Raw genomic sequence first — 23178 nt, 5'->3', positions numbered from 1 at the left:
TCCGAGGGGACGGGGCCCCGTGAAAAAAGTTCCGAGCCGGGTGTATCAGGGGGAGACGACCGGGCTCTTACTCACGGGGAAGCACCACGGGGGAACAACGGGGGACCACGGGGGACGGGGATCACGGGGGAGTGGAAAGGGAGCGGGACTGGAGGGCCGGGGGGTCCATCCAGTCCCGCTTCCGCGTGCGTGAGCAGGCGTTACACCACCGTACGGCTGGTGGCGCACCGGCCCGCCGCCGCGGCGGCCAACCGGCCCATCGCCTCGTCCCGGTCGCAGGCGTGGGCGCCCAGGGCCGTCTGCCGGGCGATGACCGACCGCTCCAGCCGCATCAGCCGCCAGCCCCTGCGCAGCAGGAACGGCACGGACTTGCGGCCCTCGCGCAGGTCCCGCAGGAACCGGCGGCGGAACGTCGTCAGCGGGCCCCGGCTCAGGCACAGCGCGTCGGCCAGCACGCCCAGCTCCCGGCAGCGGTCCACCAGTTCGGCGGCGAAGATGCCCTCCGCGAGGAACAGCGGCGTCCGCCCGATGTCGACCGTCGTCTCGCCGGTGCGGGCACTCAGCGAGATGTCGTAGACGGGCACGCCGGTACGCCCCGTGCGGCACAGTTCCCCGATGGCGGCGACCGCCGCGTCCGCGTCCCACGACGCCGGATGGTCCCAGTCGATGTCGGAACTGAGCGGGACCGTCGGCAGTGTCGGGTCGGTGCCCTCCTTGTAGAAGTCGTCGAGGCGCAGCACCGGGAGGCCGGAGTGCGCGGCGAGGAGGGACTTGCCGGAGCCGGAAGGGCCGCAGAGCAGCACGACTCGCGTCGGTATGGGCGGATGGGAGCTCACGGGACACCAGTCTGAGGCATCGAACGGCCGTCGTACGACCCCGCGGGTGGACTTTGCAGCGCTCGTCACATCTCGGTGGCGCTGCGCGGTGACCTGATCACGGTCCGCACTGTTATCAGGGCAGTCCCTGGCAATCCACACCAAGAGGTGGCAGCACCGATGGCCCGACACGCGTCCCCCCGCACCCCGCACGCCCAGCGCGCCCTGGTCGCCCTCGCGACCGCCGGGGCCGCCCTGGCGGCCGGAGCGGCGACGGCTTCCGCCGACAGCGGCGAGACGATCGCCGGCCTGGCCCACACCCGCCCCACCTCGCTGGGCAACATCGACCCGCAGGCGGGCGTCCAGGCGGTGACCGGCATCGTCGGCTACGTCACCGGCCCGGTCGCCGACCTCAAGCCGAACCCGCTGGCCGGCACCGGAGTCGACCCGCTGGACAACGGCGTCGGCACCAAGGTCGCCGACTTCCAGCCGCTGACCTCGACGGCCCTGACCGGCCCGGTCGCCCAGGCCCAGTCCCTCGGGTCCGTGCCGGTGGTGGGGCAGGCGACCGAACTGCTGCGCTGATCCCCGCCCGCCCCGCGGCAGACGAAGAGCCGCGCCCTCCCCGGACGGTGGGAGGGCGCGGCTCGCCGGTGGTCGGGCGCGGTGGTGCCTCAGTACGAGGAACCGGACGCGCCCAGCGCACCCGTCGGGTGCCAGACGGTCTTGGTCTCCAGGAACGCCGTCATGCGGTCGGTGCCCGGGGTCGCCGACCAGTCGGCGTTGTCCACAGGCTGTGGACGCAGGACGCGCTTCAGGTTGTCCGCCGCGGCGATCTCCAGCTCCTTCGCCAGCGTCTCGTCGGCGCCCGCGAGGTCGATCGCGTTGACGTCCTGGTGGGCGGCGAGCGGGGCGGCGATCTCGGCCGTACGGCCGGAGAGGATGTTGACCACGCCGCCGGGGAGGTCGGAGGTGGCCAGGACCTCGCCCAGGGACAGGGCGGGCAGGGGAGACTTCTCCGACGCCACCACGACCGCGGTGTTGCCCGTGGCGATGACCGGGGCGATCACGGAGACCAGGCCCAGGAAGGACGACTCCTGCGGGGCCAGGACGGCGACGACGCCCGTCGGCTCCGGGGAGGAGAGGTTGAAGAAGGGGCCCGCGACCGGGTTGCCGCCGCCGACCACCTGGGCGATCTTGTCGGTCCAGCCCGCGTACCAGACCCAGCGGTCGATCGCGGCGTCCACCTGCGCCGCCGCCTTCGACTTCGACAGGCCCTCGGCGTCGGCGACCTCCGCGACGTACTGGTCGCGGCGGCCCTCCAGCATCTCGGCGACGCGGTAGAGGATCTGGCCACGGTTGTACGCCGTCGCGCCGGACCAGCCGCCGAACGCCTTGCGCGCGGCGACCACCGCGTCACGGGCGTCCTTGCGGGAGGAGAGGGGGGCGTTCGCCAGCCACTTGCCCTTTGCGTCGGTCACCTCGTACACCCGGCCGCTCTCGGAACGCGGGAACTTCCCGCCGACGTACAGCTTGTAGGTCTTGAAGACCGAGAGTCGCGGTTCGGTCTTTTCGGTCTTCTCAGACATCGAGGTATGCCTCCAGGCCGTGGCGGCCGCCCTCGCGGCCGAAGCCCGACTCCTTGTAGCCGCCGAACGGCGACGTCGGGTCGAACTTGTTGAACGTGTTGGACCAGATCACGCCCGCGCGGAGCTTGTTCGCGACCGCCAGGATGCGCGAGCCCTTCTCCGTCCAGATGCCCGCCGACAGGCCGTACGGGGTGTTGTTGGCCTTGGCGACCGCCTCGTCCGGCGTGCGGAAGGTGAGCACGGACAGGACCGGGCCGAAGATCTCGTCGCGGGCGACCGTGTGCGCCTGGGTGACGTTGGTGAAGAGCGTCGGGGCGAACCAGTAGCCGGAGGAGGGGAGTTCGCAGGCCGGCGACCAGCGTTCGGCGCCCTCCGCCTCGCCCTGGTCCGCGAGGGCGGTGATACGGGCCAGCTGCTCGGCGGAGTTGATCGCGCCGATGTCCGTGTTCTTGTCCAGGGGGTCGCCCAGGCGCAGCGTGGTGAGCCGCCGCTTGAGGGAGTCGAGCAGCTCGTCGTGGATCGACTCCTGCACCAGGAGGCGGGAGCCCGCGCAGCAGACCTGGCCCTGGTTGAAGAAGATGCCGTTGACGATACCCTCGACGGCCTGGTCGATCGGGGCGTCGTCGAAGACGATGTTGGCGCCCTTGCCGCCCAGCTCCAGGGTGAGCTTCTTGCGGGTGCCCGCCACCGTGCGCGCGATCTGCTTGCCGACGGCCGTGGAGCCGGTGAAGGCGACCTTGTTCACGTCGGGGTGGGCGGTCAGCGCCGCTCCGGCGCGGCCGTCGCCGGTGATGATGTTGACGACGCCCCGGGGGAGCCCGGCCTGGCGGCAGATGTCCGCGAAGAACAGGGCGGACAGGGGGGTCGTCTCGGCGGGCTTCAGCACCACCGTGTTGCCGGTGGCGAGCGCCGGGGCGATCTTCCACGCCAGCATCAGGAGCGGGAAGTTCCAGGGGATGACCTGGCCCGCCACGCCCAGGGGGCGGGGGTCCGCGCCGTAGCCGGCGTGGTCGAGCTTGTCGGCCCAGCCCGCGTAGTAGAAGAAGTGCGCCGCCACCAGGGGGAGGTCCGCGTCCCGGGTCTCCCGGATCGGCTTGCCGTTGTCCAGGGTCTCCAGGACGGCCAGCTCGCGGCTGCGTTCCTGGATGATGCGGGCGATGCGGAAGAGGTACTTCGCGCGCTCCGCGCCGGGCAGCGCCGACCACTTCTCGAAGGCCTTGCGGGCGGCCTTCACGGCGCGGTCGACATCCGCCTCACCGGCCTCGGCGACCTCGGAGAGGACCTCCTCGGTGGCGGGGGAGACGGTCTTGAAGACCTTGCCGTCGGCCGCCTCGGTGAACTCGCCGTCGATGAACAGGCCGTAGGAGGGGGCGATGTCGACGACCGCGCGGGACTCGGGCGCCGGGGCGTACTCGAAAACAGGTGCCATGGTGATCAGTCCACCGTCACGTAGTCGGGGCCGGAGTAACGGCCTGTGGCCAGCTTCTGGCGCTGCATCAGCAGGTCGTTCAGCAGCGAGGAGGCGCCGAAGCGGAACCAGTGGTTGTCCAGCCAGTCCTCGCCCGCCGTCTCGTTGACCAGGACCAGGAACTTGATCGCGTCCTTCGCGGTGCGGATGCCGCCGGCCGGCTTCACGCCCACCTGGACACCGGTCTGGGCGCGGAAGTCGCGGACCGCCTCCAGCATCAGGAGGGTGTTGGCGGGTGTGGCGTTGACCGCGACCTTGCCGGTGGACGTCTTGATGAAGTCCGCCCCGGCCAGCATGCCGAGCCAGCTCGCGCGACGGATGTTGTCGTACGTCGACAGCTCGCCGGTCTCGAAGATGACCTTCAGGCGGGCGGCCGTACCGCAGGCCTCGCGTACGGCGGTGATCTCGTCGTACACCTTCATGTAGTGCCCGGCGAGGAACGCGCCGCGGTCGATGACCATGTCGACCTCGTCCGCGCCCGCCGTCACGGCCTCGCGCACGTCGGCCAGCTTGACGGCCGGCGAGGCGCGGCCGGCCGGGAAGGCGGTGGCGACCGAGGCGACCTTCACACCGGAGCCGGCGACGGCTTCCTTGGCCGTGGGCACCATGTCGGGGTACACGCAGACGGCGGCGGTGGCGGGGGCCGTGCGGTCGGTCGGGTCGGGGCGGACCGCCTTCGCGCCGAGCGCCCGGACCTTGCCCGGGGTGTCCGCGCCTTCCAGCGTCGTCAGGTCGACCATCGAGATGGCGAGGTCGAGGGCGTACGCCTTCGCGGTGGTCTTGATGGAACGGGTGCCGAGGGAAGCGGCGCGCGCCTCCAGACCGACCGTGTCGACGCCGGGCAGTCCGTGGAGGAAGCGGCGCAGGGTGCTGTCGGACGCGGTGACGTCGGCGAATCCTTGAGCGGGTCCGTTTACGGGGCCCTGTGCGGGTCCGTCGGCGGCGGGTGCAGTGGTGGGCATGGTCACCAGGTGAGCATATCTACGCGCGTAGCGGTCTGTACAGCCCCCGGGCTCGTCCGATGTACCGGCACCGCATGTGAGCGTCGGGCGGCCGGTCGGGCACAATCGGCAGCATGAGCACGCCGGAGCCCCAGTCATCCTCGCCGCAGCCGCCGGGACCCGTGTCCAAGGACCGGGCCTACCGCTCGCCCGCGGGTATCTCCGGCGGCGTGCTGGTACTCGCCCTCGCGCTGTGGCTCGGCATCGACGCCCTGGTCTCGGGCGAGGGGGACACCCGCTGGAAGGCGCTCGCGGCGCTGGTCTTCCTCGTGCCGCTCGTCGCCGCGTACACCGTGCGGCCCGCCGTGTTCGCGAACGACGACCGGCTGCGGGTGCGCAATCCGTTCCGCGTGATCGTGCTTCCCTGGGCGCGGGTCGGGTCGTTCCGGTCCGGGTACACGAACGAGGTCTTCACCGAGGGTGGCGCCAAGTACCAGCTGTGGTCCATCCCGGTCTCGCTGCGCGGGCGCAAGAGGGCCGCGCGGCGGGAGGACCGGCGGGTTGCCGGTGCTGCCGGTGGCGGGGGCCGGCGGGGGAGTGTGCTCGGTGGCATGGGGCAGTTCGGCTCCCGGGGCGGCGGGGCCGGGGCCGCCGCCGTGGGGGCGGAGGGGCCGGTGCGGGCCGAGGCCGACAAGATCATGGACGAACTGCGCGAGCTGTGGGAGGCGCGGAAGGATGCCGAGGGCTCGCAGGGTGAAGTGACGGTGCGGTGGGCGTACGAGATCCTCGTGCCGGTGGTCGCCGGGGCGGTGGCGCTCGGGGTGCTGTTCGGGGTGGGGTGAGGTGTCCACCGGTCCGGTGCGGGTGGAGTGTTCGGTGCGGGTGGGTGAAGCGGGTGGGTAAACCGGGGATGCCTTTGAGGCACCCCCGGTTTTTCTAGATGCCCGCCGCCGTCGAGAAGTCGCGCTTGAGCGCCGTCAGCAGGTCCGTCGCCTTCGCCCGGGCGGCCGGGAGGCCGGCGTGCGTGGCCACCGGGACGACCACCTCCAGGTAGCACTTCAGCTTGGGCTCCGTGCCGCTCGGGCGGACGATCACCCGGGCGCCGTCGAGCGTGTAGCGCAGGCCGTCGGTGGGCGGGAGGGTGTCCGTGCCCCGGCTGAGGTCCTCCGCCTTGGTGACGGGGAGGTCCGCGAGGGCCGTCGGGGGCTGTTCGCGCAGGCGGTGCATCGCGGCGGCGATGAGGGAGAGGTCCTCCACGCGCACCGAGAGCTGGTCGGTGGCGTGCAGGCCGTGCTCCACGGCGAGGTCGTCCAGGAGGTCGAGGAGGGTGCGGTCGGCTTCCTTCAGGGTGGAAGCCAGCTCCGTGATCAGCAGCGCCGCGGTGATGCCGTCCTTGTCGCGGACGCCCTCCGGGTCGACGCAGTAGCCGAGGGCCTCCTCGTAGCCGTAGCGGATGTTCTCGGCCCGGGCGATCCACTTGAAGCCGGTGAGGGTCTCCACGTGCGGGAGGTTCGCCTTCGCGGCGATGCGGCCGAGGAGGGACGACGAGACGATCGACTCCGCGAACGTGCCGTGCGCTCCGCGGGTGACCAGGTGGGCGGCGAGGAGGGCGCCGACCTCGTCGCCCCGGAGCATGCGCCAGCCGGCGGCGTCCGTGGGGTCGGGTACGGCCACCGCGAGGCGGTCCGCGTCCGGGTCGTTGGCGATGACCAGGTCGGGGTCGGTCTCCCTCGCCTTCGCGAAGGCGAGGTCCATCGCGCCGGGCTCCTCCGGGTTGGGAAAGGCGACGGTGGGGAAGTCCGGGTCGGGGTCGGCCTGCTCGGTGACGAGCGCGGGCCGCGGGAAGCCGGCCCGGGCGAAGGCGGCGAGGAGGGGGTCCTTGCCGACGCCGTGCATCGCGGTGTAGACGGTGCGGGCGGTGCGGGGGGAGCCGGGGGCGAGGACGGCGTCCGTGCGGGTGAGATAGGCGTCGAGGACGTCGTCGTCGAGGGTCTGCCAGCCGGCTTCGGGGCGGGGGACGTCGTGGAGGGTGCGCACGGCGTCGATCTCGGCGGCGATCTCGGCGTCGGCGGGGGGCACGATCTGGGAGCCGTCGCCGAGGTAGACCTTGTAGCCGTTGTCGCGGGGCGGGTTGTGGCTGGCGGTGACCTCCACCCCGGCGACGGCGCCGAGGTGCCGGATCGCGAAGGCGAGGACGGGGGTGGGGAGGGGGCGGGGGAGTACGGCCGCCCGGAGGCCGGCGCCGGTCATCACGGCGGCGGTGTCGCGGGCGAAGTCCGCGGACTTGTGGCGGGCGTCGTAGCCGATGACGACCAGGCCGGCCGTGTCGTCCCCGTGGGGGGTCCCCTGCTTCTTGAGGTACGCGGCGAGGCCGGCGGCGGCGCGGATGACGACCGAGCGGTTCATGCGCATCGGGCCGGCGCCGAGTTCGCCGCGCAGGCCCGCGGTGCCGAACTGGAGGGTGCCGGTGAAGCGTGCGGTGAGCTCGGCGTGGTCCTCGGCCTCGATGAGGCGGGCGAGTTCGGCGCGGGTGTCCGCGTCGGGGTCCTCGGCCAGCCATGCCTTGGCTCGTGCGAGGAGGTCGTCTTGCACGTCTTGCACGTCGGTCAGCCTCTCGGGTGTCGGGTGTCGGGTGTCGGGTGTCGGGTGGTGTGTGGGGTGCCTGCGGCGCCTGTGCGGGTTCGGTGGGGGTGCGCGTAGCGCCTTGGGTTCGGTGGGTGGGGCGGGGCCGCGCCGGGGGGTGTCCGTCCTCGGAACGGCGCGGAATCGGTCGGACACAGAAGTGAACTCCGTTGACGCGCCAACCGCTGCGGGCGGACACCCCCCGACACGGCCCCTTCCCGCCGTACGCGGCTGCGGGCCGCCATCCCTGTGGGGCCCGTCCCGCCGTGCGCGGCTCTCCCGCCCCAGCTGCGGGCAGTCGTGCCTCCCCCAGTGCCTGAACGGCCTGGGAGGTACCCCCAGGCGGCACGGGTGGGCGCGGCGGCAACGCCGGGCTGCGTCCCCCCCGGCGCCCATACCCGCTCCGGGCAGCTGTACGACGCCGGATCAGTGAACCGCGTTGCTACAGCCGACCCAGCACCTGCGTGAGCAGCTTTCCCATGCGGGCGGCGGAGTCGCGGCCCGCCTGGAGGACCTCCTCGTGGTTGAGGGGCTCGCCCGTCATGCCGGCGGCGAGGTTGGTGACCAGGGAGATGCCCAGCACCTCCGCCCCGGCCTCGCGGGCCGCGATCGCCTCCAGGACCGTCGACATGCCCACCAGATCGGCACCGATGACGCGGGCCATGCGGATCTCGGCCGGGGTCTCGTAGTGCGGGCCGGGGAACTGGGCGTAGACGCCCTCCTCCAGCGTGGCGTCGACCTCCTTGCACAGGGCGCGCAGGCGCGGGGAGTAGAGGTCGGTGAGGTCGACGAAGTTGGCGCCGACGATGGGGGAGGTGGCGGTGAGGTTGATGTGGTCGCTGATCAGGACCGGCTGGCCGGGGCGCATGCCCTCGCGCAGGCCGCCGCAGCCGTTGGTCAGGATGATCGTCTTGGCGCCGGCCGCCACGGCGGTGCGGACGCCGTGGGAGACGGCCGCCACGCCGTGGCCCTCGTAGTAGTGGGTGCGGCCCAGGAAGACCAGCGCGCGCTTGTCGCCGATGGAGTACGAGCGGATCCTGCCGCCGTGCCCCTCCACTGCGGGCTGGGGGAAGCCCGGCAGGTCGGTGACCTGGAGATCGGCCTCGGGCGCGCCCAGGGCGTCCACGGCCGGTGCCCAGCCGGAGCCCATCACTAGGGCGACGTCGTGGGTCTCGGCGCCGGTGAGTTCGCGCAGGCGGGCCGCGGCGGCGTCGGCGGCGGCGTACGGGTCGCCCTGGATGTCGTCCGGAAGAAGAGATGCGTTCACGCCGAAGAGGGTAGCCGGTTTGCGGCTACGCGCGTAGATGGCGGAGGTCACGGGATGGTGGTTTTTGGGTTGGAGGTTTTGACGAGGGTGGCCCTCAGCAGGGGCGCTTGCGGAGTTCCATCACGTAGTCGTGGGGGGCGCCGGCCGATTCGGCGGCGTCCGCCACCTCGCCCAGGTAGCGGGCGGAGGGCAGGCCGCCCTCGTAGGCGTTCAGGACGTAGGTCCAGGCGCCCTCCTCGCCCTCCAGGGTGTGCGCGCGGACCCGGGTGCGGCGGTAGATGTCCAGGCCCACGCCCTCCCAGCGGTCGAGGGAGTCCTCGTCCATGGGGGCGATGTCGTAGAGGGACACGAAGACCTGGGAGATCGGGTCCTCCACGAGGGTCGCCAGTGCGCCCTCCCAGCCCATGTGCTCGCCCCCGAAGGTCAGCCGCCACCCGTTCAGCCAGCCGGTGGCGCGCAGCGGCGAGTGGGGGGCGCGGCGGGTCATCAGCCGCGCGTCGAGGTTGCCGGCGTAAGCGGCGTAGAGCGACATGAGGGGAAGGGTACGGCAGGGCTGTCGGGCATCGCTGTCGTAACGGTGGCGGCCCCGGGCGGCCTCTCGTTGAGGGGTGCGGGACAATGGGGTACGTGACTCGGATCGTGATCATTGGTGGCGGACCCGGCGGATACGAAGCGGCGCTGGTGGCCGCTCAGCTCGGCGCGGAGGTGACCGTCGTCGACTGCGACGGTCTGGGCGGGGCGTCGGTGCTGACCGACTGCGTGCCGTCCAAGACCCTCATCGCCACGGCTGAGGTGATGACCACCTTCGACTCCTCCTACGAGGAGCTGGGGATCATCGTCGCCGACGACACCCCGCCCATGGAGCAGGCCGCCCGGGTGGTGGGCGTCGATCTGGGCAAGGTCAACCGGCGGGTGAAGCGGCTCGCGCTGGCGCAGTCGCACGACATCACCGCCTCCGTGACGCGGGCGGGCGCGCGGGTCATGCGCGGGCGCGGGCGGCTGGAGGGCATGCAGGGGCTCGACGGTTCGCGGAAGGTCGTGGTGCGGGCCGCCGACGGGAGTGAGGAGACGCTGACCGCGGACGCGGTGCTCATCGCCACCGGTGGACATCCGCGGGAGCTGCCGGACGCGCGGCCCGACGGTGAGCGGATCCTGAACTGGACCCAGGTGTACGACCTGGAGGAGCTGCCCGAAGAGCTGATCGTGGTGGGGTCGGGTGTCACCGGCGCCGAGTTCGCCGGTGCCTATCAGGCGCTGGGGTCGCGGGTCACGCTCGTGTCGTCGCGGGACCGGGTGCTGCCCGGTGAGGACCCGGACGCGGCGGCCGTGCTGGAGGACGTGTTCCGGCGGCGCGGCATGAACGTCATGTCGCGGTCGCGGGCCCAGTCCGTCAAGCGGGTGGGGGACCGGGTCGAGGTGACGCTGTCGGACGGGCGGGTCATCGGCGGGTCGCACTGTCTGATGGCCGTCGGCGCCATTCCCAACACGGAGGGGATGGGGCTGGAGGACGCCGGGGTGCGGCTCAAGGACTCCGGGCACATCAAGACCGACCGGGTCTCGCGGACCTCGGCTCCCGGTGTGTACGCCGCCGGTGACGTCACCGGTGTCTTCGCGCTGGCCTCGGTGGCGGCGATGCAGGGGCGGATCGCCATGTACCACTTCCTGGGCGACGCCGTGACCCCGCTGAACCTGAAGACCGTCTCCGCCAACGTCTTCACCGACCCCGAGATCGCCACCGTCGGGTACTCGCAGGCCGACGTGGACGCGGGCAAGATCGACGCCCGGGTGGTGAAGCTGCCGCTGCTGCGCAACCCGCGCGCCAAGATGCAGGGCATCCGGGACGGCTTCGTCAAGATCTTCTGCCGGCCCGGGACCGAGATCGTGGTGGGTGGTGTCGTGGTGGCGCCGCGTGCTTCGGAGCTCATTCATCCCATCTCGATCGCCGTCGACAACAATCTGACGGTCGAGCAGATCGCCAACGCCTTCACCGTGTATCCCTCGCTGTCGGGGTCGATCGCGGAGGTGGCACGGCAGTTGCACACCCGGAAGGCCGGCGGGGAGCAGTAGTCCGGCGGGCGCGGCCGGAAATGACTCCCCGCTGGTCACGGGGAGTTGCGGCGCTTGCGGGCGGCATAGGCGGCCGGGGTAGGCCCGTATACCACTTCCGGTGGTGGCATGCGAACAACTTCTGTTATTCGGCGCATACTGCTGAAAGCAGACGGTCGTTGGGGTTACTGTCAGTTTCGTGTTCGCTGCAGAACGTCGCCAATTGATCCTCGAAATGGTGCGAGCGAACGGGGCCGTGTCGCTCCGTGAGCTCGCCCGCGTCGTCCAGACCTCCGAAGTGACCGTACGGCGGGACGTGCGCGCACTGGAGGCAGAAGGACTCCTCGACCGCCGGCACGGCGGTGCGGTACTGCCGGGCGGGTTCACGCGAGAGTCCGGCTTTCCGCAGAAGTCTCATCTCGCGACCGCCGAGAAGACGGCCATCGCCGATCTCGCCGCGGGCCTCGTCGAAGAGGGCGAAGCCATCGTGGTGGGGGCGGGTACGACGACGCAGGAGCTGGCCCGCCGGCTCGCGCGGGTGCCCGGACTGACCGTCGTCACCAACTCGCTGCTGGTGGCCCAGGCCCTCGCCCATGCCAACCGGGTCGAGGTGGTCATGACCGGTGGCACGCTCAGGGGGTCCAACTACGCCCTGGTGGGGTCGGGTGCCGAGCAGTCCCTCCAGGGGCTGCGGGTCTCCAAGGCCTTCCTGTCCGGGAGCGGGCTGACCGCCGAGCGGGGGCTGTCCACCTCCAACATGCTGTCGGCGTCCGTCGACCGGGCGCTGGTCCAGGCCGCCGCCGAGGTCGTCGTCCTCGCCGACCACTCCAAGCTGGGTACGGACACCATGTTCCAGACCGTGCCCACCGACGTCATCACCCGTCTGGTCACCGACGAGTCGCCGGGCCACGACGACCGCGCCGCCACCGAGCTCCAGGCCCTGGCCGACCAAGGCGTGCAGATCGCCGTGGCCGGGGCGTCAGGGGGTGGTACGGCCGACGGCACCGGGACATCGGGGGCCCCGGGGGGTGATTCCGTGGCGCGTCAGCAGCGTCGGGACGTGCCGCTTCCGGGGCCGCGCCGTCAGGTTCCGGGTGCGGGGCTGCGTTCGGCCGCCGCCCTGGGTGAGCAGAGCGGCGGGGCGGAGCGGGCGCGCGTCGCCGACCTGCGCCGCCGGTAGGCGTCCCGCGGTCCCGTCGGGCAGTGACAGGGGCGCCCGGCGGACCATGTGATGTGGTCCGCCGGGCGCCCCTGTCGTGCGCTGCGGGTGTCCTCAGTCCTTGATCTCGCAGATCGCGGCGCCGGAGGTGATGGACGCGCCGATCTCGGCGCCCAGGCCCTTGACTGTGCCGGACTTGTGGGCGTTGAGGGGCTGTTCCATCTTCATCGCCTCCAGGACGACGATGAGGTCGCCCTCCTGGACCTCCTGGCCCTCCTCGACGGCGATCTTCACGATCGTGCCCTGCATCGGGGAGGCGAGGGTGTCGCCGGAGGCGGCGGGGCCGGACTTCTTGGCCGCGCGGCGCTTGGGACGTGCGCCGGCCGCCAGGCCGGTGCGGGCCAGCGACATGCCGAGCGAGGAGGGGAGGGAGACCTCCAGGCGCTTGCCGCCGACCTCGACGACGACCGTCTCGCGGCCGCTCTCCTCGTCCGCCTCGGCGTCCGCGGGGGCGGTGAAGGGCTTGATCTCGTTGACGAACTCCGTCTCGATCCAGCGGGTGTGGACCGTGAAGGGGTCGGTGGAGCCGGTGAGTTCGGGAGCGAAGGCCGGGTCCCGGACCACGGTGCGGTGGAAGGGGATGGCGGTGGCCATGCCCTCGACCTGGAACTCGTCCAGGGCGCGGGCGGCGCGCTCCAGTGCTTCCTTGCGGGTGCGGCCGGTGACGATCAGCTTCGCCAGGAGGGAGTCCCAGGCCGGGCCGATCACCGATCCGGACTCGACGCCCGCGTCCAGGCGCACGCCCGGACCGGCGGGGCCCTCGAAGCGGGTGACGGTGCCGGGGGCGGGCAGGAAACCGCGGCCGGGGTCCTCGCCGTTGATGCGGAACTCGAAGGAGTGGCCCCGCAGGGCGGGGTCGTCGTAGCCGAGTTCCTCGCCGTCGGCGATGCGGAACATCTCGCGGACCAGGTCGATGCCGGCGACCTCCTCGGTGACCGGGTGCTCGACCTGGAGGCGGGTGTTGACCTCCAGGAAGGAGATCGTGCCGTCCATGCCGACGAGGAACTCCACGGTGCCGGCGCCGACGTAGCCGGCTTCCTTCAGGATCGCCTTGGAGGACGCGTACAGCTCCTCCAGCTGGGCGTCGGAGAGGAAGGGCGCCGGGGCCTCCTCGACCAGCTTCTGGTGGCGGCGCTGCAGCGAGCAGTCACGGGTGGAGACGACGACCACGTTGCCGTGCTGGTCGGCCAGGCACTGGGTCTCCACGTGACGGGGCTTGTCGAGGTAGCGCTCGACGAAGCACTCGCCGCGGCCGAAGGCGGCCACGGCCTCGCGGACGGCGGAGTCGTACAGCTCGGGGACCTCCTCCAGGGTGCGGGCGACCTTGAGACCGCGGCCGCCGCCGCCGAAGGCGGCCTTGATCGCGATCGGCAGGCCGTGCTCCTTGGCGAAGGCGACGACCTCGTTCGCGCCGGAGACCGGGTCGGGGGTGCCGGCGACCAGCGGGGCGCCGGCCCGCTGGGCGATGTGCCGGGCCGCGACCTTGTCGCCCAGGTCCCGGATGGCCTGCGGGGGCGGGCCGATCCAGGTCAGAGAGGCGTCCAGGACCGCCTGCGCGAACTCCGCGTTCTCGGAGAGGAATCCGTAGCCGGGGTGAATGGCGTCCGCGCCCGACTCGCGCGCGGCCTTGAGGACCTTCTCGATGTCCAGATAGCTGGTCGCGGGGGTGTCACCACCCAGGGCGAACGCCTCATCAGCGGCGCGGACATGCAATGCGTCCCGATCCGGGTCCGCGTAGACGGCCACGCTCGCGATCCCGGCGTCCCGGCAGGCCCGGGCCACGCGGACAGCGATTTCGCCACGATTGGCGATGAGCACCTTGCGCACGATTGAGGCTCCCTCCTTGAAACAAGCCGAGTTTAGGGACTGCCGACACGGCACTTCGACCCGTCCCCAATGGTGAGCTTGCCCACACGGAGCGTGATTCGAGGCCCGCTCGACCCACGAAAGCCCTTGTAGTACCGCGCTACGCAGGACTCCTGGGGGAAACCCTAGCCCCCCGATGTGGTCAAGGTCTCTGTAAGGGCGTGCTGCGGGCCACTCGGTTTCTTTGTGGAGTCCCTACTAATGGCCCAATGATTCTTTGCTCGTGCCGGAACCCTTGTGGCGAGGTTTACCCGTTAGTAGCGTTCGGGGAGTCTCGAACGTACTTGGAGTAACAGTTGTCCTGTGCGACAGCGGTCGAAGGTGGGTGGGGACCGGTGCCAGTGCGCAGGCCGGTGGCGTGGGCCGTGGCGGTCGTGCTCTTCGTGGAGGCGGTCGGCGTCGCGGCGCTGAACTGGTTCCTGGCGACCGTCGTCGACCGGCAGGACATGTCCCTGGCCGGTCTCGACCCGGACATGATGTCCCTCTCCTCGAAGATCGGCGGGGTCGTCTTCGGGCTGTACTTCGCGCTGTGCGCCCTGGTGGCCCTGCTCGTGGCGCTGCGCGACCGCGCGCCCGCGGGGCTCGGCCGGGTCCTCCTGATCAGCGCCGCGGTGGTGCACGGGCTGCTCGGTGCCTTCTCCTGGGGACTGGTGGGACCCGGCGCCTTCGTCTTCATGATCGTCGTACTGGGTCTGATCGTGCTGCTGCTGATGACGTACGACGCCCGCGAGCAGCCCGCGGCCGGTCGGCGGACCGAGGGCGGCAAGGGCGACGACGGCTCCCCGGTCAGCCCTCCGCCGGCGCCCACAACTCCGTGATACCGGTCCCGAGGTCGGCGAGCAGCCGCCGCAGCAGCGGCAGGCTGAGGCCGATGACGTTCCCGTGGTCGCCCTCGATGCCGTCGATGAACGGGGCCGAGCGGCCGTCCAGGGTGAACGCCCCGGCGACGTACAGGGGCTCCCCGGAGGCCACGTAGGCGGCGATCTCGTCGTCGGTCGGCTCGCCGAAGCGGACGACCGTGGAGGCGGTCGCCGAGACGTGGCGGCCGGAGGCGGTGTCCCAGACGCAGTGGCCGGTCTGCAGCGTGCCCGCCCGGCCGCGCATCGCCTTCCAGCGCGCGGTGGCCTCCTCGGCGTCCGCCGGCTTGCCGAGCGCCCGGCCGTCCAGGTCGAGCACCGAGTCGCAGCCGATCACCAGGGCGCCGTGCACCTCCGGCTTCGCGGCCACCACGGACGCCTTGGCCTCGGCCAGGGCGAGCGCCAGCTCGGCGGGGGTGGGGGCGGTGACGGCCTCCTCGTCGACACCGCTCACGAACACCTCGGGGGCCAGTCCGGCCTGGCGCAGCAGGCCGAGCCGGGCCGGGGACTGGGAGGCGAGGACGAGTCGGCGGCGGGGCTGAGCAGCAGTCATGGGGTCACATTAGCCACCTGGGGCGGGGCGGTTCACCCCAGACCGAGCACGATCATCGCGAGGACCATGGCCAGTGCCAGGAAGACGCTCAGCCGCCGCAGCATGTCCTGCGTGTCGCGCAGTTCTTCGGGCGGCTCGTTGTCGGGGTCGGACCACAGCATGTCACTAGCGTGGGGCTTGGCCGGGGGGCGGGGCTTGAGTACGGGTACTTATTTGGGGCGCGGCGTTCCTCTTCCGTGCGCCCACGCGGCGGAGCCGCAAATCGACACAGCCCCGCGCCCCTGGGTCGGCTTCCGCTCAGCTCGGCCAGTACGTGCGGGTCCAGGACACCGGGCCCGGCTGGGGGAGGTGGGTGGTCGCGATGCGGGACGGGTCGGACCAGGCGTCGCGGGGGGCCTCGGGGGTGGGTTCCGAGGCTGCCGTCGCGGCGCGGGCCCTGACGACCGTCAGGGCGGCGGCCAGTTCTTCCGGGGTGGGGTTGCCCCGTACGACCTTGATCGTCACAGCGGCTCCTTACAGGGGGATGTTGCCGTGCTTCTTCGGGGGGAGGCTCTCCCGCTTGGTGCGCAGCTGGCGCAGGCCGCGGACGATGTGGCGGCGGGTGTCCGACGGCATGATCACCGCGTCTACGTAGCCGCGTTCGGCGGCGGTGTAGGGGTTGAGGAGGGCGTCCTCGTACTCCTGGATCAGGCGGGCGCGGGTGGCCTCGGCGTCGTCACCGGCGTCGGCGATGGTGCGGCGGTGCAGGATGTTGACCGCGCCCTGGGCGCCCATGACGGCGATCTGGGCGGTGGGCCAGGCCAGGTTGAGGTCGGCGCCCAGGTGCTTGGAGCCCATGACGTCGTAGGCGCCGCCGAAGGCCTTGCGGGTGATGACCGTGATCAGCGGGACCGTGGCCTCGGCGTAGGCGAAGATCAGCTTGGCGCCGCGGCGGATGATGCCGTCGTGTTCCTGGTCCACGCCCGGCAGGAAGCCGGGGACGTCCACGAAGGTGAGGACGGGGACGTTGAAGGCGTCGCAGGTGCGCACGAAGCGGGCCGCCTTCTCGGAGGCGGTGATGTCCAGGCATCCGGCGAACTGCATCGGCTGGTTGGCGACGATGCCGACCGGGCGGCCCTCGACGCGGCCGAAGCCGGTGAGGATGTTCGGCGCGAACAGCGGCTGGGTCTCGAAGAACTCGCCGTCGTCCAGGACGTGCTCGATGACGGTGTGCATGTCGTAGGGCTGGTTCGCCGAGTCCGGGACGATCGTGTCCAGCTCGGCGTCCTCGTCCGTGACCGCGAGGTCGGCCTCCTCCGGGAAGGCGGGGGGCTCGGAGAGGTTGTTGGACGGCAGGTACGACAGGAGCTGCTTGACGTACTCGACGGCGTCCTTCTCGTCGCCCGCCATGTGGTGGGCCACGCCGGAGGTGGAGTTGTGGGTGCGGGCGCCGCCCAGCTCCTCGAAGCCGACGTCTTCCCCGGTGACGGTCTTGATGACGTCGGGTCCTGTGATGAACATGTGGCTGGTCTGGTCGACCATCACCGTGAAGTCGGTGATCGCGGGGGAGTACACCGCGCCGCCCGCGCACGGGCCGACGACCAGGCTGATCTGGGGGATGACGCCGGAGGCGTGGGTGTTGCGGCGGAAGATCTCGCCGTAGGCGCCGAGGGAGGCCACGCCCTCCTGGATGCGGGCGCCGCCGGAGTCGTTGATGCCGACGACCGGGCAGCCGGTCTTCAGCGCGAAGTCCATGACCTTGACGATCTTCTGGCCGTAGACCTCGCCCAGCGCGCCGCCGAAGACGGTGAAGTCCTGGGAGAAGACGGCGACGGGGCGGCCGTCGACGGTGCCGTAACCGGTGACGACGCCGTCGCCGTAGGGGCGGTTGGCGTCGAGGCCGAAGTTGGTGGAGCGGTGCCGGGCGAACTCGTCCAGCTCGACGAAGGAGCCCTCGTCGAGGAGGAGGTCGATGCGCTCACGAGCCGTCAGCTTGCCCTTGGCATGCTGTTTCTCGACGGCGCGTGCGGAACCGGCGTGCGTCGCTTCCTCGATACGGCGCCTGAGATCCGCGAGCTTGCCCGCGGTCGTGTGGATGTCGGGCTGCTGCTCTTCCGGCTCGGACATCGGGATGCGGCTCCCTGCCTGCTCAAAAGGGGGGGACGGTTACTCGTTCGTAGAGTAGTAGGGGCCCTTCCGATCGGCAGTGCGGTGTTTCCCACACCTAGGGTGGGTTGCATGACGCCCCGAGATTCCTCCGACTCCCCAGGCTCCCCGCGCGACAGGTGGTCCGACCTGGACCGGCCGCCCCTCAGCAGCACGGCCCTGCGCCGGGGACTGGTGCGGGACGGCGGGCTGTGGCGGCAGGTCGACGTCGTGCAGCGCACCGGGTCCACCAACTCCGACCTCGTCGCCCGGGCCGCCGAGGGGGACCTGGCGGAGGGTGTCGTCCTGGTCGCCGAGGAGCAGAGCGCCGCGCGCGGGCGCCTGGACCGGCAGTGGACGGCCCCCGCCCGCTCCGGGCTGTTCTTCTCCGTACTGCTGCGGCCCGCCGGGATCCCCGTGACCCGCTGGGGCTGGCTGCCGCTGCTCACCGGCGTCGCCGTGGCGACCGGGCTGTCCCGCGTCGCGGGCGTCGACACCGCCCTGAAGTGGCCCAACGACCTGCTGGTGACCGTCGGCGACGAGGAACGCAAGGCCGGCGGCATCCTCCTCGAGCGGGCCGGGGACGACGGCGTCGTCATCGGCGTCGGCATCAACGTCTCGCTCCGCGCCGACGAACTGCCGGTCGCGCAGGCCGGGTCGCTGGCGCTCGCCGGAGCCGTGAACACCGACCGGGACCCGCTGCTGCGCGGGGTGCTGCGGTCGCTGGAGGACTGGTACGGGCGCTGGCGCGAGGCCGGCGGCGACCCGGCGGCCAGCGGGCTGCAGGAGACCTACGCGGCGGGCTGCGCGACGCTCGGGCGCATGGTGCGGGCGGAGCTTCCGGGGGACCGGTCGCTCGTGGGGGAGGCGGTGGCCGTGGACGGCGACGGGCGGCTGGTCCTCGCGACGGAGGCGGGGGTGCAGGAGCCGGTGGGAGCGGGCGACATCGTGCATCTGCGGTTGGCGTGAGCGCGGCCCCGGGGCACTCTCGGAGTACGGGACGCACGGGAGTGAGCTGGGGCACACCTGACGTAAAGTTGGGGCCGGTCGAACCTGACCGCGGCAGATCGGAAAGGCAACAGGCGTGACCGTCGACGACACCGGATCCGGCGCGGACGGGGACGGCCGGGTGGACCCCGAGCCCGCCCCGGACTCCGCCGACCCCGGCGATGACCCGCTCGCGCTGCGCCTCGAAGGGCTCATCCTGGGTGCCGAGCGCCGTTACACCCCTTTCCAGGCCGCCCGCAGCGCCGGCGTCTCCATGGAACTGGCCTCCCGCTTCTGGCGGGCCATGGGCTTCGCCGACATCGGCCAGGCCAAGGCGCTCACCGAGGCCGACGTCCTGGCCCTGCGGCGACTGGCCGGTCTGGTGGAGGCGGGGCTGCTCAGCGAGGCGATGGCCGTGCAGGTCGCCCGGTCCACGGGGCAGACCACCGCCCGGTTGGCCGAGTGGCAGATCGACTCCTTCCTGGAGGGCCTGACCGAGCCCCCCGAACCCGGGATGACGCGCACCGAGGTGACGTACCCGATCGTCGAGCTGCTCCTTCCCGAACTGCAGGAGTTCCTCGTCTACGTCTGGCGGCGCCAGCTGGCCGCCTCGGCCGGCCGGGTCATCCAGGCCGGGGACGACGAGGAGATGGTGGACCGCCGGCTCGCGGTGGGCTTCGCGGACCTGGTCGGCTTCACGCGGCTGACCCGGCGGATGGAGGAGGAGGAGCTCGGCGAGCTGGTCGAGGCCTTCGAGACCACCTCCGCCGACCTGGTGGCCGCGCGTGGCGGACGGCTGGTCAAGACCCTCGGCGACGAGGTGCTCTACGCCGCCGACGACGCCGGTACGGCCGCGGAGATCGCCCTGCGGCTCATCGAGACGATGGCCAACGACGAGACCATGCCGGAGCTGCGCGTCGGTATCGCCTTCGGCACGGTCACCACCCGGATGGGCGATGTCTTCGGCACGACCGTCAACCTGGCCTCCCGGCTCACCTCGATAGCGCCCAAGGACGCGGTCCTCGTCGACACCGCCTTCGCGGAGGAGCTGATCCGCACCCGGGACGCCCCCGCCTCGGAGGCCGCGGCCGCCGAGGAGGCCGCAGCCGCGGAGAAGGAGGGCGAGGAACCGCCGGTGTACCGCTTCGCGCTCCAGCCGATGTGGCAGCGTCCGGTGCGCGGCCTCGGTGTGGTCGAGCCGTGGCTGCTCACCCGTCGGGACGGCGGCGGGGAGTCGTAAACCCCGGCGTCGGTCGTCGTAGGCCGAGGCCGCCGGTCGTCGTCCGTCCGTCAGCCGCCGAGCAGGTCCACGCAGAGGCCGATGACCGGCACGCACAGGCCCGGATCGTCGGGTTCCGGCTCCGGGTCCGACGCCGGTGGCGTGCCGCTGCCCGGTGGCGGGGTCGGCGCGGGAGACGGTGCGGGGCGGTCGGACCGCGACGGCCGCGGCGTCCCCGGGGCCGGGGCCCGGTCGCCGGTGTCCTCCGTCTGTTCCCCTCCTCCCCTCCGCCTCTCCGGTTCCCCGTCTCCTGGAGTGCGGCCGTTTGGTGTGTCCGGCCCGGTCGTGGCGGTGGGGGGTGGGACCGCAGGGCCGCCGCTCGCGGCCGGGGTGGCCAGGAGACCGGGTATGAGGCCCGGCTCGGGGGAGCCGCTCAGATCGCCCAAGGCGGACGTCGCCGAAGGGCTCGCTCCGGGCGGTCCGCCGCCGGTGGTCGCGGCGGCGGGCGCCGTCGCCCGGTCCGAGGCCCTGCCCCGGCCGTCGCTCTCCACGCGCGGCCCCGCCTCGGCGCCGAAGCCACCCAGGCCGCCGCCGGGCTCGGGCAGCAGGCGTACGACGCTCAGGGCGCCCGCCGCCAGGGCGAGGCCGCCGGCGGCCAGCAGCACCTTGCGGGGGCGGGGACGGCGGTGCCGGCCGCGGCGGCCCCACGCGTACCGCGGCTCTGTCGGTGTGGTGCCGGTCGTCGCCATGATCCCTCCCCGGTGCGCACGCGCCCCCGCTGCGCCGTGGCGGAGCGACGCTACGGTCTGCCGCGGGCCGGGGTACGGCGGTCGCTCGCATGTCACTCGAACGGGTGGGCGGGGCCGGGGTGCGGAACGGGTGGGTCCGCCCTTTCCCCGCGCGGGTCCGCCTGCGATGATCGGGTGGTCGACTGTTAACACGCGTTAACCGGAGGGTGTCATGAGCGAGGAGCGGTTCGGAGAGTTCGTCCTGGTGCGGCGGCACGCGGACGGGCATGTCGCGGAGCTCGCGCTCGACCGGCCGAAGGCCATGAACGCCGTCTCGACCGCGATGGCCCGGTCCGTGAGCGCGGCCTGCGCGGCGCTGGGCGAGGACCGGGAGGTGCGGGTGGTGGTGCTGACCTCGACGCACGAGCGGGCATTCTGCGTCGGGGCGGACCTGAAGGAGCGCAACTCGTTCTCCGACGCCGACCTGCTGCGGCAGCGGCCGGTGACGCGGGGGGCGTACACCGCGGTCCTCGAACTGCCGGTGCCGACGGTCGCGGCCGTGCACGGCTTCGCGCTGGGCGGCGGGTTCGAGCTGGCGCTGTCGTGCGACGTGATCGTGGCCGACCGTACGGCCGTGGTGGGGCTGCCGGAGGTGTCCGTCGGGGTGATCCCGGGCGGCGGCGGCACCCAGCTGCTGCCGCGCCGGGTGGGCGCCGCGCGCGCGGCCGAGCTGGTGTTCACGGCGCGGCGGGTGGCGGCCGGGGAGGCGCGCGAGCTGGGGCTCGTGGACCAGCTGGTGGAGGAGGGACGGGACCGGGAGGAGGCGCTGGAGCTGGCCTCCCGGATGGCCGCGAACTCGCCCGTGGGACTGCGTGCGGCCAAGCGCGCGCTGCGCCTCGGGCAGGGCCTCGACCTGCGCGCGGGGCTGGAGGTCGAGGACGCGGCGTGGCGCTCGGTGGCGTTCTCGGGGGACCGCGCGGAGGGCGTGGCGGCGTTCAACGAGAAGCGGGCACCACAGTGGCCGGGTGAGTGAGCCACCCGCACGGCCGCGCCGACGGCCGATGACACCCCCCCCGGCCATCGGGGCTGTGCGCCTGGGAGCGCCGGGCGCCGGGGTCGTCCGCTTGGGGACGCCGGGCATCGGGGCTGCGCGACCGGGGTGGCCGGGTATCCGGGTCGTCCGCCCGGGCCGTCGGACATCCGGGTCGTCCGCCCGGGATCGCTCGACTTCCGGGCTGCCCGCCTGGGGCCGCCGACCATCCGGGCTGCCCACCCGGGGTCGCCGGTCATCGGGGCTGTGCGCTTGGGGGTCGCCGGGCGTTGGGGTCGTCCGCCCGGGGGCGCGGGCATCCGGGTCGTTCGTCCAGGCCGCTGGGCATGGGGGCCGCCCGCCCGGGTGTGCGGACATCCGGGTCGTTCGTCCAGGGCCGCCGGGCATGGGGGCTGCTCGCCTGGGGTCGCCGGACATTCGGTTCGTCCGCCCAGGGCCGCCGGCCGTCGTTCGCCGCGATTCGCGGCCGCCCCGCACCCGCCCCCGTCGGCCGGACCTCGCGAGGGTGCTGCCTGGGTCGCGGACAATCGCCCGGTTCGCCCCGTTTACGTAACGTTTCTTCGTGAATTTCCCTAGCCTGGAGTGATGGGTGACGACAGGCGGCTCGCGGCCGTGGTGGCGCTTGCGCAGGGGATGGCCGCCGCGCACAGCGCGCGTGAGGCGTGGCGGGCGGCGGCCGTCGGCGGGTGCCTGGCGCTGGGCGGCAGCTTCGCCGCGCTGTCGGTGTGGGAGCGGGAGCTGGGACGGCTCCGGGTGCTCGTGAACGTCGGCCGACGGGCCGAGGGCGAGGAGGAGTTCCCGGAGGACGAGTCCTACCCGGTGCACCAGTTCGCGGAGATCACCGAGTTCCTGCACGAGCGCTGGGCGGGCGGCGGTGAGCCCGACGCCTGGGTCGAGACGGCCGCGGGGCCCGCCGCCGGGCGTCCCGGGTACGTCCACCAGCGCGTCGCCGCCCTGCGCCGCCGGGGCCGCGGCTGCTGCGTGGTCGCGCCGATCGTGCTGCACGGGCGGGCCTGGGGCGAGCTGTACGTGGCCCGGCCGGTGGGGGAGCGGGTCTTCGAGCGGGCCGACGCCGACTTCGCCACCGTGCTGGCCTCCGTCGTCGCCGCCGGGATAGCGCAGACCGAGCGGCTCGAGGAGGTCAGGCGGCTCGCGTACACCGACGCGCTCACCGGGCTGGCCAACCGCCGCGCCGTGGACTCCGCGCTGGACGAGGCCGTCGAGCGGCACCGCGAGGAAGGCGTCGTCGTCAGCCTCGTCGTGTGCGATCTGAACGGCCTCAAGCGGGTGAACGACACCCACGGACACGCGGTCGGGGACCGTCTCCTGGAACGGTTCGGGTCGGTGCTGTCGCTGTGCGGGGCGATGTTGCCGGGGGCGCTCGCGGCCCGGCTCGGCGGGGACGAGTTCTGTCTGCTCGCGGTCGGACCGTCCGCCGACGCGGTGGTCAAGGCGGCCGAGGAGCTGTGCCGCCGGGCGGCCGAGCTGGAGCTGGGGGACGGTGTGGCCTGCGGGGTCGCGTCCACGGACGATCCGGTCGGGCCCGTCCGCTCCGCCCGCCGGCTGTTCCGGCTCGCCGACGCCGCCCAGTACCGGGCCAAGGCCGAGCGCGCGGCCGGGCCGGTCGTCGCGGGGCGCGAGGGGCCCGACGACCCCGTCGTGCGGCTCGCGGACCAGCCCTCCCGGGAGGAGGACGGGGAGCGCAGGCGGTTCCGCGGGCGGCACTCGCCGTGACGCCGGTCCGGTAAGGGGCGCCGCGGGTGCGCATCCGTGACGCACCCCCTCGTGACATCATCGAATTCACTGCGTACGCTCCTGAATATGGA

Annotated in this window: 22 protein-coding genes; 9 read left to right on the top strand and 13 right to left on the bottom strand. The window is 72.7% G+C overall.

The genetic code is table 11. The features are described 5' to 3' along the window. Positions 1–200 precede the first annotated feature (200 nt). Entirely contained in the window at positions 201–803 is a 603-nt protein-coding gene (locus ACZ56V_RS02405; protein WP_356361060.1) for a uridine kinase, read from the bottom strand. Positions 804–995: 192 nt separating this feature from the next. On the opposite strand from ACZ56V_RS02405, the gene ACZ56V_RS02400 reads away from it, so the two are divergent. Next, positions 996–1400: a hypothetical protein gene (locus ACZ56V_RS02400; protein ID WP_059302194.1), complete on the top strand. Its 405-nt coding sequence runs from the start codon at positions 996–998 to the stop codon at positions 1398–1400. An 89-nt stretch (positions 1401–1489) separates the two neighbouring features. Here the strand turns inward: ACZ56V_RS02400 and ACZ56V_RS02395 are convergent, their stop codons facing one another. The 3 genes from ACZ56V_RS02395 to deoC are packed head-to-tail and all read right to left on the bottom strand — an operon-like array spanning position 1490 to position 4834. Beyond that, positions 1490–2404: an aldehyde dehydrogenase family protein gene (locus ACZ56V_RS02395; protein ID WP_356360962.1), complete on the bottom strand. Its 915-nt coding sequence runs from the start codon at positions 2402–2404 to the stop codon at positions 1490–1492. Then, a complete protein-coding gene (locus tag ACZ56V_RS02390) occupies positions 2397–3833 on the bottom strand; it encodes an aldehyde dehydrogenase family protein (RefSeq protein WP_398912436.1) in 1437 nt (478 codons plus the stop codon). The genes ACZ56V_RS02395 and ACZ56V_RS02390 overlap by 8 nt, the downstream gene beginning before the upstream one ends. A 5-nt stretch (positions 3834–3838) precedes the next feature. Next, a complete protein-coding gene (gene deoC / locus ACZ56V_RS02385) occupies positions 3839–4834 on the bottom strand; it encodes a deoxyribose-phosphate aldolase (RefSeq protein ID WP_398912437.1) in 996 nt (331 codons plus the stop codon). Positions 4835–4947: 113 nt separating this feature from the next. Here deoC and ACZ56V_RS02380 point away from each other — a divergent pair, with 113 nt between their 5' ends. Further along, positions 4948–5655, top strand: coding sequence for a PH domain-containing protein (locus ACZ56V_RS02380; protein WP_398912438.1), 708 nt, complete (start codon positions 4948–4950; stop codon positions 5653–5655). A gap of 94 nt (positions 5656–5749) precedes the next feature. Here ACZ56V_RS02380 and ACZ56V_RS02375 read toward each other — a convergent pair whose 3' ends face one another. The 3 genes from ACZ56V_RS02375 to ACZ56V_RS02365 form a co-directional block, all read right to left on the bottom strand. Beyond that, positions 5750–7405, bottom strand: coding sequence for a phospho-sugar mutase (locus ACZ56V_RS02375; protein ID WP_467380756.1), 1656 nt, complete (start codon positions 7403–7405; stop codon positions 5750–5752). A gap of 472 nt (positions 7406–7877) precedes the next feature. Next, a complete protein-coding gene (locus ACZ56V_RS02370) occupies positions 7878–8702 on the bottom strand; it encodes a purine-nucleoside phosphorylase (protein WP_356360952.1) in 825 nt (274 codons plus the stop codon). 94 nt (positions 8703–8796) lie between these two features. Then, positions 8797–9234, bottom strand: coding sequence for a gamma-glutamylcyclotransferase family protein (locus ACZ56V_RS02365; protein WP_104634037.1), 438 nt, complete (start codon positions 9232–9234; stop codon positions 8797–8799). Between the two features lie 86 nt (positions 9235–9320). On the opposite strand from ACZ56V_RS02365, the gene ACZ56V_RS02360 reads away from it, so the two are divergent. Both ACZ56V_RS02360 and ACZ56V_RS02355 read left to right on the top strand, forming a co-directional pair. Continuing rightward, entirely contained in the window at positions 9321–10769 is a 1449-nt protein-coding gene (locus ACZ56V_RS02360) for an NAD(P)H-quinone dehydrogenase (protein WP_398917842.1), read from the top strand. A gap of 178 nt (positions 10770–10947) precedes the next feature. After that, positions 10948–11928 (top strand): DeoR/GlpR family DNA-binding transcription regulator, encoded by a 981-nt coding sequence (locus tag ACZ56V_RS02355; protein ID WP_398917844.1) that lies wholly within the window; start codon positions 10948–10950, stop codon positions 11926–11928. Between the two features lie 93 nt (positions 11929–12021). Here ACZ56V_RS02355 and ACZ56V_RS02350 read toward each other — a convergent pair whose 3' ends face one another. Further along, the gene (locus tag ACZ56V_RS02350) at positions 12022–13794 is read right to left on the bottom strand and encodes an acetyl/propionyl/methylcrotonyl-CoA carboxylase subunit alpha (RefSeq protein WP_468938598.1); all 1773 of its coding nucleotides are present in this window, start codon (positions 13792–13794) and stop codon (positions 12022–12024) included. 374 nt (positions 13795–14168) lie between these two features. Between ACZ56V_RS02350 and ACZ56V_RS02345 the strand changes: the two genes are divergently transcribed. Next, positions 14169–14651 carry a hypothetical protein gene (locus tag ACZ56V_RS02345; protein ID WP_398917848.1) on the top strand — a complete coding sequence of 161 codons (483 nt, stop codon included), beginning with the start codon at positions 14169–14171 and terminating at the stop codon, positions 14649–14651. Here the strand turns inward: ACZ56V_RS02345 and ACZ56V_RS02340 are convergent. From ACZ56V_RS02340 to ACZ56V_RS02325, 4 genes are all read right to left on the bottom strand, one after another. Continuing rightward, positions 14620–15243 carry a nucleoside triphosphate pyrophosphatase gene (locus ACZ56V_RS02340; RefSeq protein WP_104634041.1) on the bottom strand — a complete coding sequence of 208 codons (624 nt, stop codon included), beginning with the start codon at positions 15241–15243 and terminating at the stop codon, positions 14620–14622. The two genes, ACZ56V_RS02345 and ACZ56V_RS02340, sit on opposite strands and share 32 nt — an antisense overlap. A gap of 32 nt (positions 15244–15275) precedes the next feature. Beyond that, a complete protein-coding gene (gene mmpB / locus ACZ56V_RS02335; protein WP_076975983.1) occupies positions 15276–15404 on the bottom strand; it encodes a morphogenic membrane protein MmpB in 129 nt (42 codons plus the stop codon). A 136-nt stretch (positions 15405–15540) separates the two neighbouring features. Further along, positions 15541–15747 carry an acyl-CoA carboxylase subunit epsilon gene (locus tag ACZ56V_RS02330; RefSeq protein WP_467380611.1) on the bottom strand — a complete coding sequence of 69 codons (207 nt, stop codon included), beginning with the start codon at positions 15745–15747 and terminating at the stop codon, positions 15541–15543. A 9-nt stretch (positions 15748–15756) separates the two neighbouring features. Then, complete coding sequence (locus ACZ56V_RS02325; protein ID WP_467380613.1) at positions 15757–17349, bottom strand: acyl-CoA carboxylase subunit beta; 1593 nt, start codon at positions 17347–17349, stop codon at positions 15757–15759. 111 nt (positions 17350–17460) lie between these two features. Here ACZ56V_RS02325 and ACZ56V_RS02320 point away from each other — a divergent pair, with 111 nt between their 5' ends. Then, entirely contained in the window at positions 17461–18336 is an 876-nt protein-coding gene (locus tag ACZ56V_RS02320; protein WP_468938591.1) for a biotin--[acetyl-CoA-carboxylase] ligase, read from the top strand. A gap of 115 nt (positions 18337–18451) precedes the next feature. Beyond that, on the top strand, positions 18452–19594 hold the full coding sequence (locus ACZ56V_RS02315; protein ID WP_361003394.1) for an adenylate/guanylate cyclase domain-containing protein: 1143 nt from the start codon (positions 18452–18454) through the stop codon (positions 19592–19594). Positions 19595–19644: 50 nt separating this feature from the next. Here ACZ56V_RS02315 and ACZ56V_RS02310 read toward each other — a convergent pair whose 3' ends face one another. Beyond that, complete coding sequence (locus tag ACZ56V_RS02310) at positions 19645–20322, bottom strand: hypothetical protein (RefSeq protein ID WP_468938588.1); 678 nt, start codon at positions 20320–20322, stop codon at positions 19645–19647. A gap of 211 nt (positions 20323–20533) precedes the next feature. On the opposite strand from ACZ56V_RS02310, the gene ACZ56V_RS02305 reads away from it, so the two are divergent. Together ACZ56V_RS02305 and ACZ56V_RS02300 are read left to right on the top strand one after the other, a co-directional pair. Beyond that, positions 20534–21334, top strand: a complete 801-nt coding sequence (locus ACZ56V_RS02305) for an enoyl-CoA hydratase/isomerase family protein (RefSeq protein WP_467380617.1) — start codon at positions 20534–20536, stop codon at positions 21332–21334. A gap of 603 nt (positions 21335–21937) precedes the next feature. Continuing rightward, positions 21938–23086, top strand: a complete 1149-nt coding sequence (locus ACZ56V_RS02300; RefSeq protein ID WP_356360930.1) for a GGDEF domain-containing protein — start codon at positions 21938–21940, stop codon at positions 23084–23086. The last annotated feature ends 92 nt before the right edge of the window (positions 23087–23178 follow it).

The organism is Streptomyces sp. NPDC034099, assembly GCF_055575415.1.
The sequence above is the reverse complement of the archived record's forward strand: the minus strand, read 5'-3'. Positions and strand labels throughout refer to the sequence as shown.

Excerpts from the sequence above, each read along its gene's own strand:
- ACZ56V_RS02400 (WP_059302194.1), top strand. The coding sequence starts at position 996 with ATGGCCCGACACGCGTCCCCCCGCACCCCGCACGCCCAGCGCGCCCTG.
- ACZ56V_RS02395 (WP_356360962.1), bottom strand. The coding sequence starts at position 2,404 with ATGTCTGAGAAGACCGAAAAGACCGAACCGCGACTCTCGGTCTTCAAG.
- ACZ56V_RS02390 (WP_398912436.1), bottom strand. The coding sequence starts at position 3,833 with ATGGCACCTGTTTTCGAGTACGCCCCGGCGCCCGAGTCCCGCGCGGTC.
- deoC (WP_398912437.1), bottom strand. The coding sequence starts at position 4,834 with ATGCCCACCACTGCACCCGCCGCCGACGGACCCGCACAGGGCCCCGTA.
- ACZ56V_RS02380 (WP_398912438.1), top strand. The coding sequence starts at position 4,948 with ATGAGCACGCCGGAGCCCCAGTCATCCTCGCCGCAGCCGCCGGGACCC.
- ACZ56V_RS02365 (WP_104634037.1), bottom strand. The coding sequence starts at position 9,234 with ATGTCGCTCTACGCCGCTTACGCCGGCAACCTCGACGCGCGGCTGATG.
- ACZ56V_RS02360 (WP_398917842.1), top strand. The coding sequence starts at position 9,321 with ATGGGGTACGTGACTCGGATCGTGATCATTGGTGGCGGACCCGGCGGA.
- ACZ56V_RS02340 (WP_104634041.1), bottom strand. The coding sequence starts at position 15,243 with ATGACTGCTGCTCAGCCCCGCCGCCGACTCGTCCTCGCCTCCCAGTCC.
- mmpB (WP_076975983.1), bottom strand. The coding sequence starts at position 15,404 with ATGCTGTGGTCCGACCCCGACAACGAGCCGCCCGAAGAACTGCGCGAC.
- ACZ56V_RS02325 (WP_467380613.1), bottom strand. The coding sequence starts at position 17,349 with ATGTCCGAGCCGGAAGAGCAGCAGCCCGACATCCACACGACCGCGGGC.
- ACZ56V_RS02320 (WP_468938591.1), top strand. The coding sequence starts at position 17,461 with ATGACGCCCCGAGATTCCTCCGACTCCCCAGGCTCCCCGCGCGACAGG.
- ACZ56V_RS02310 (WP_468938588.1), bottom strand. The coding sequence starts at position 20,322 with ATGGCGACGACCGGCACCACACCGACAGAGCCGCGGTACGCGTGGGGC.
- ACZ56V_RS02305 (WP_467380617.1), top strand. The coding sequence starts at position 20,534 with ATGAGCGAGGAGCGGTTCGGAGAGTTCGTCCTGGTGCGGCGGCACGCG.
- ACZ56V_RS02300 (WP_356360930.1), top strand. The coding sequence starts at position 21,938 with ATGGGTGACGACAGGCGGCTCGCGGCCGTGGTGGCGCTTGCGCAGGGG.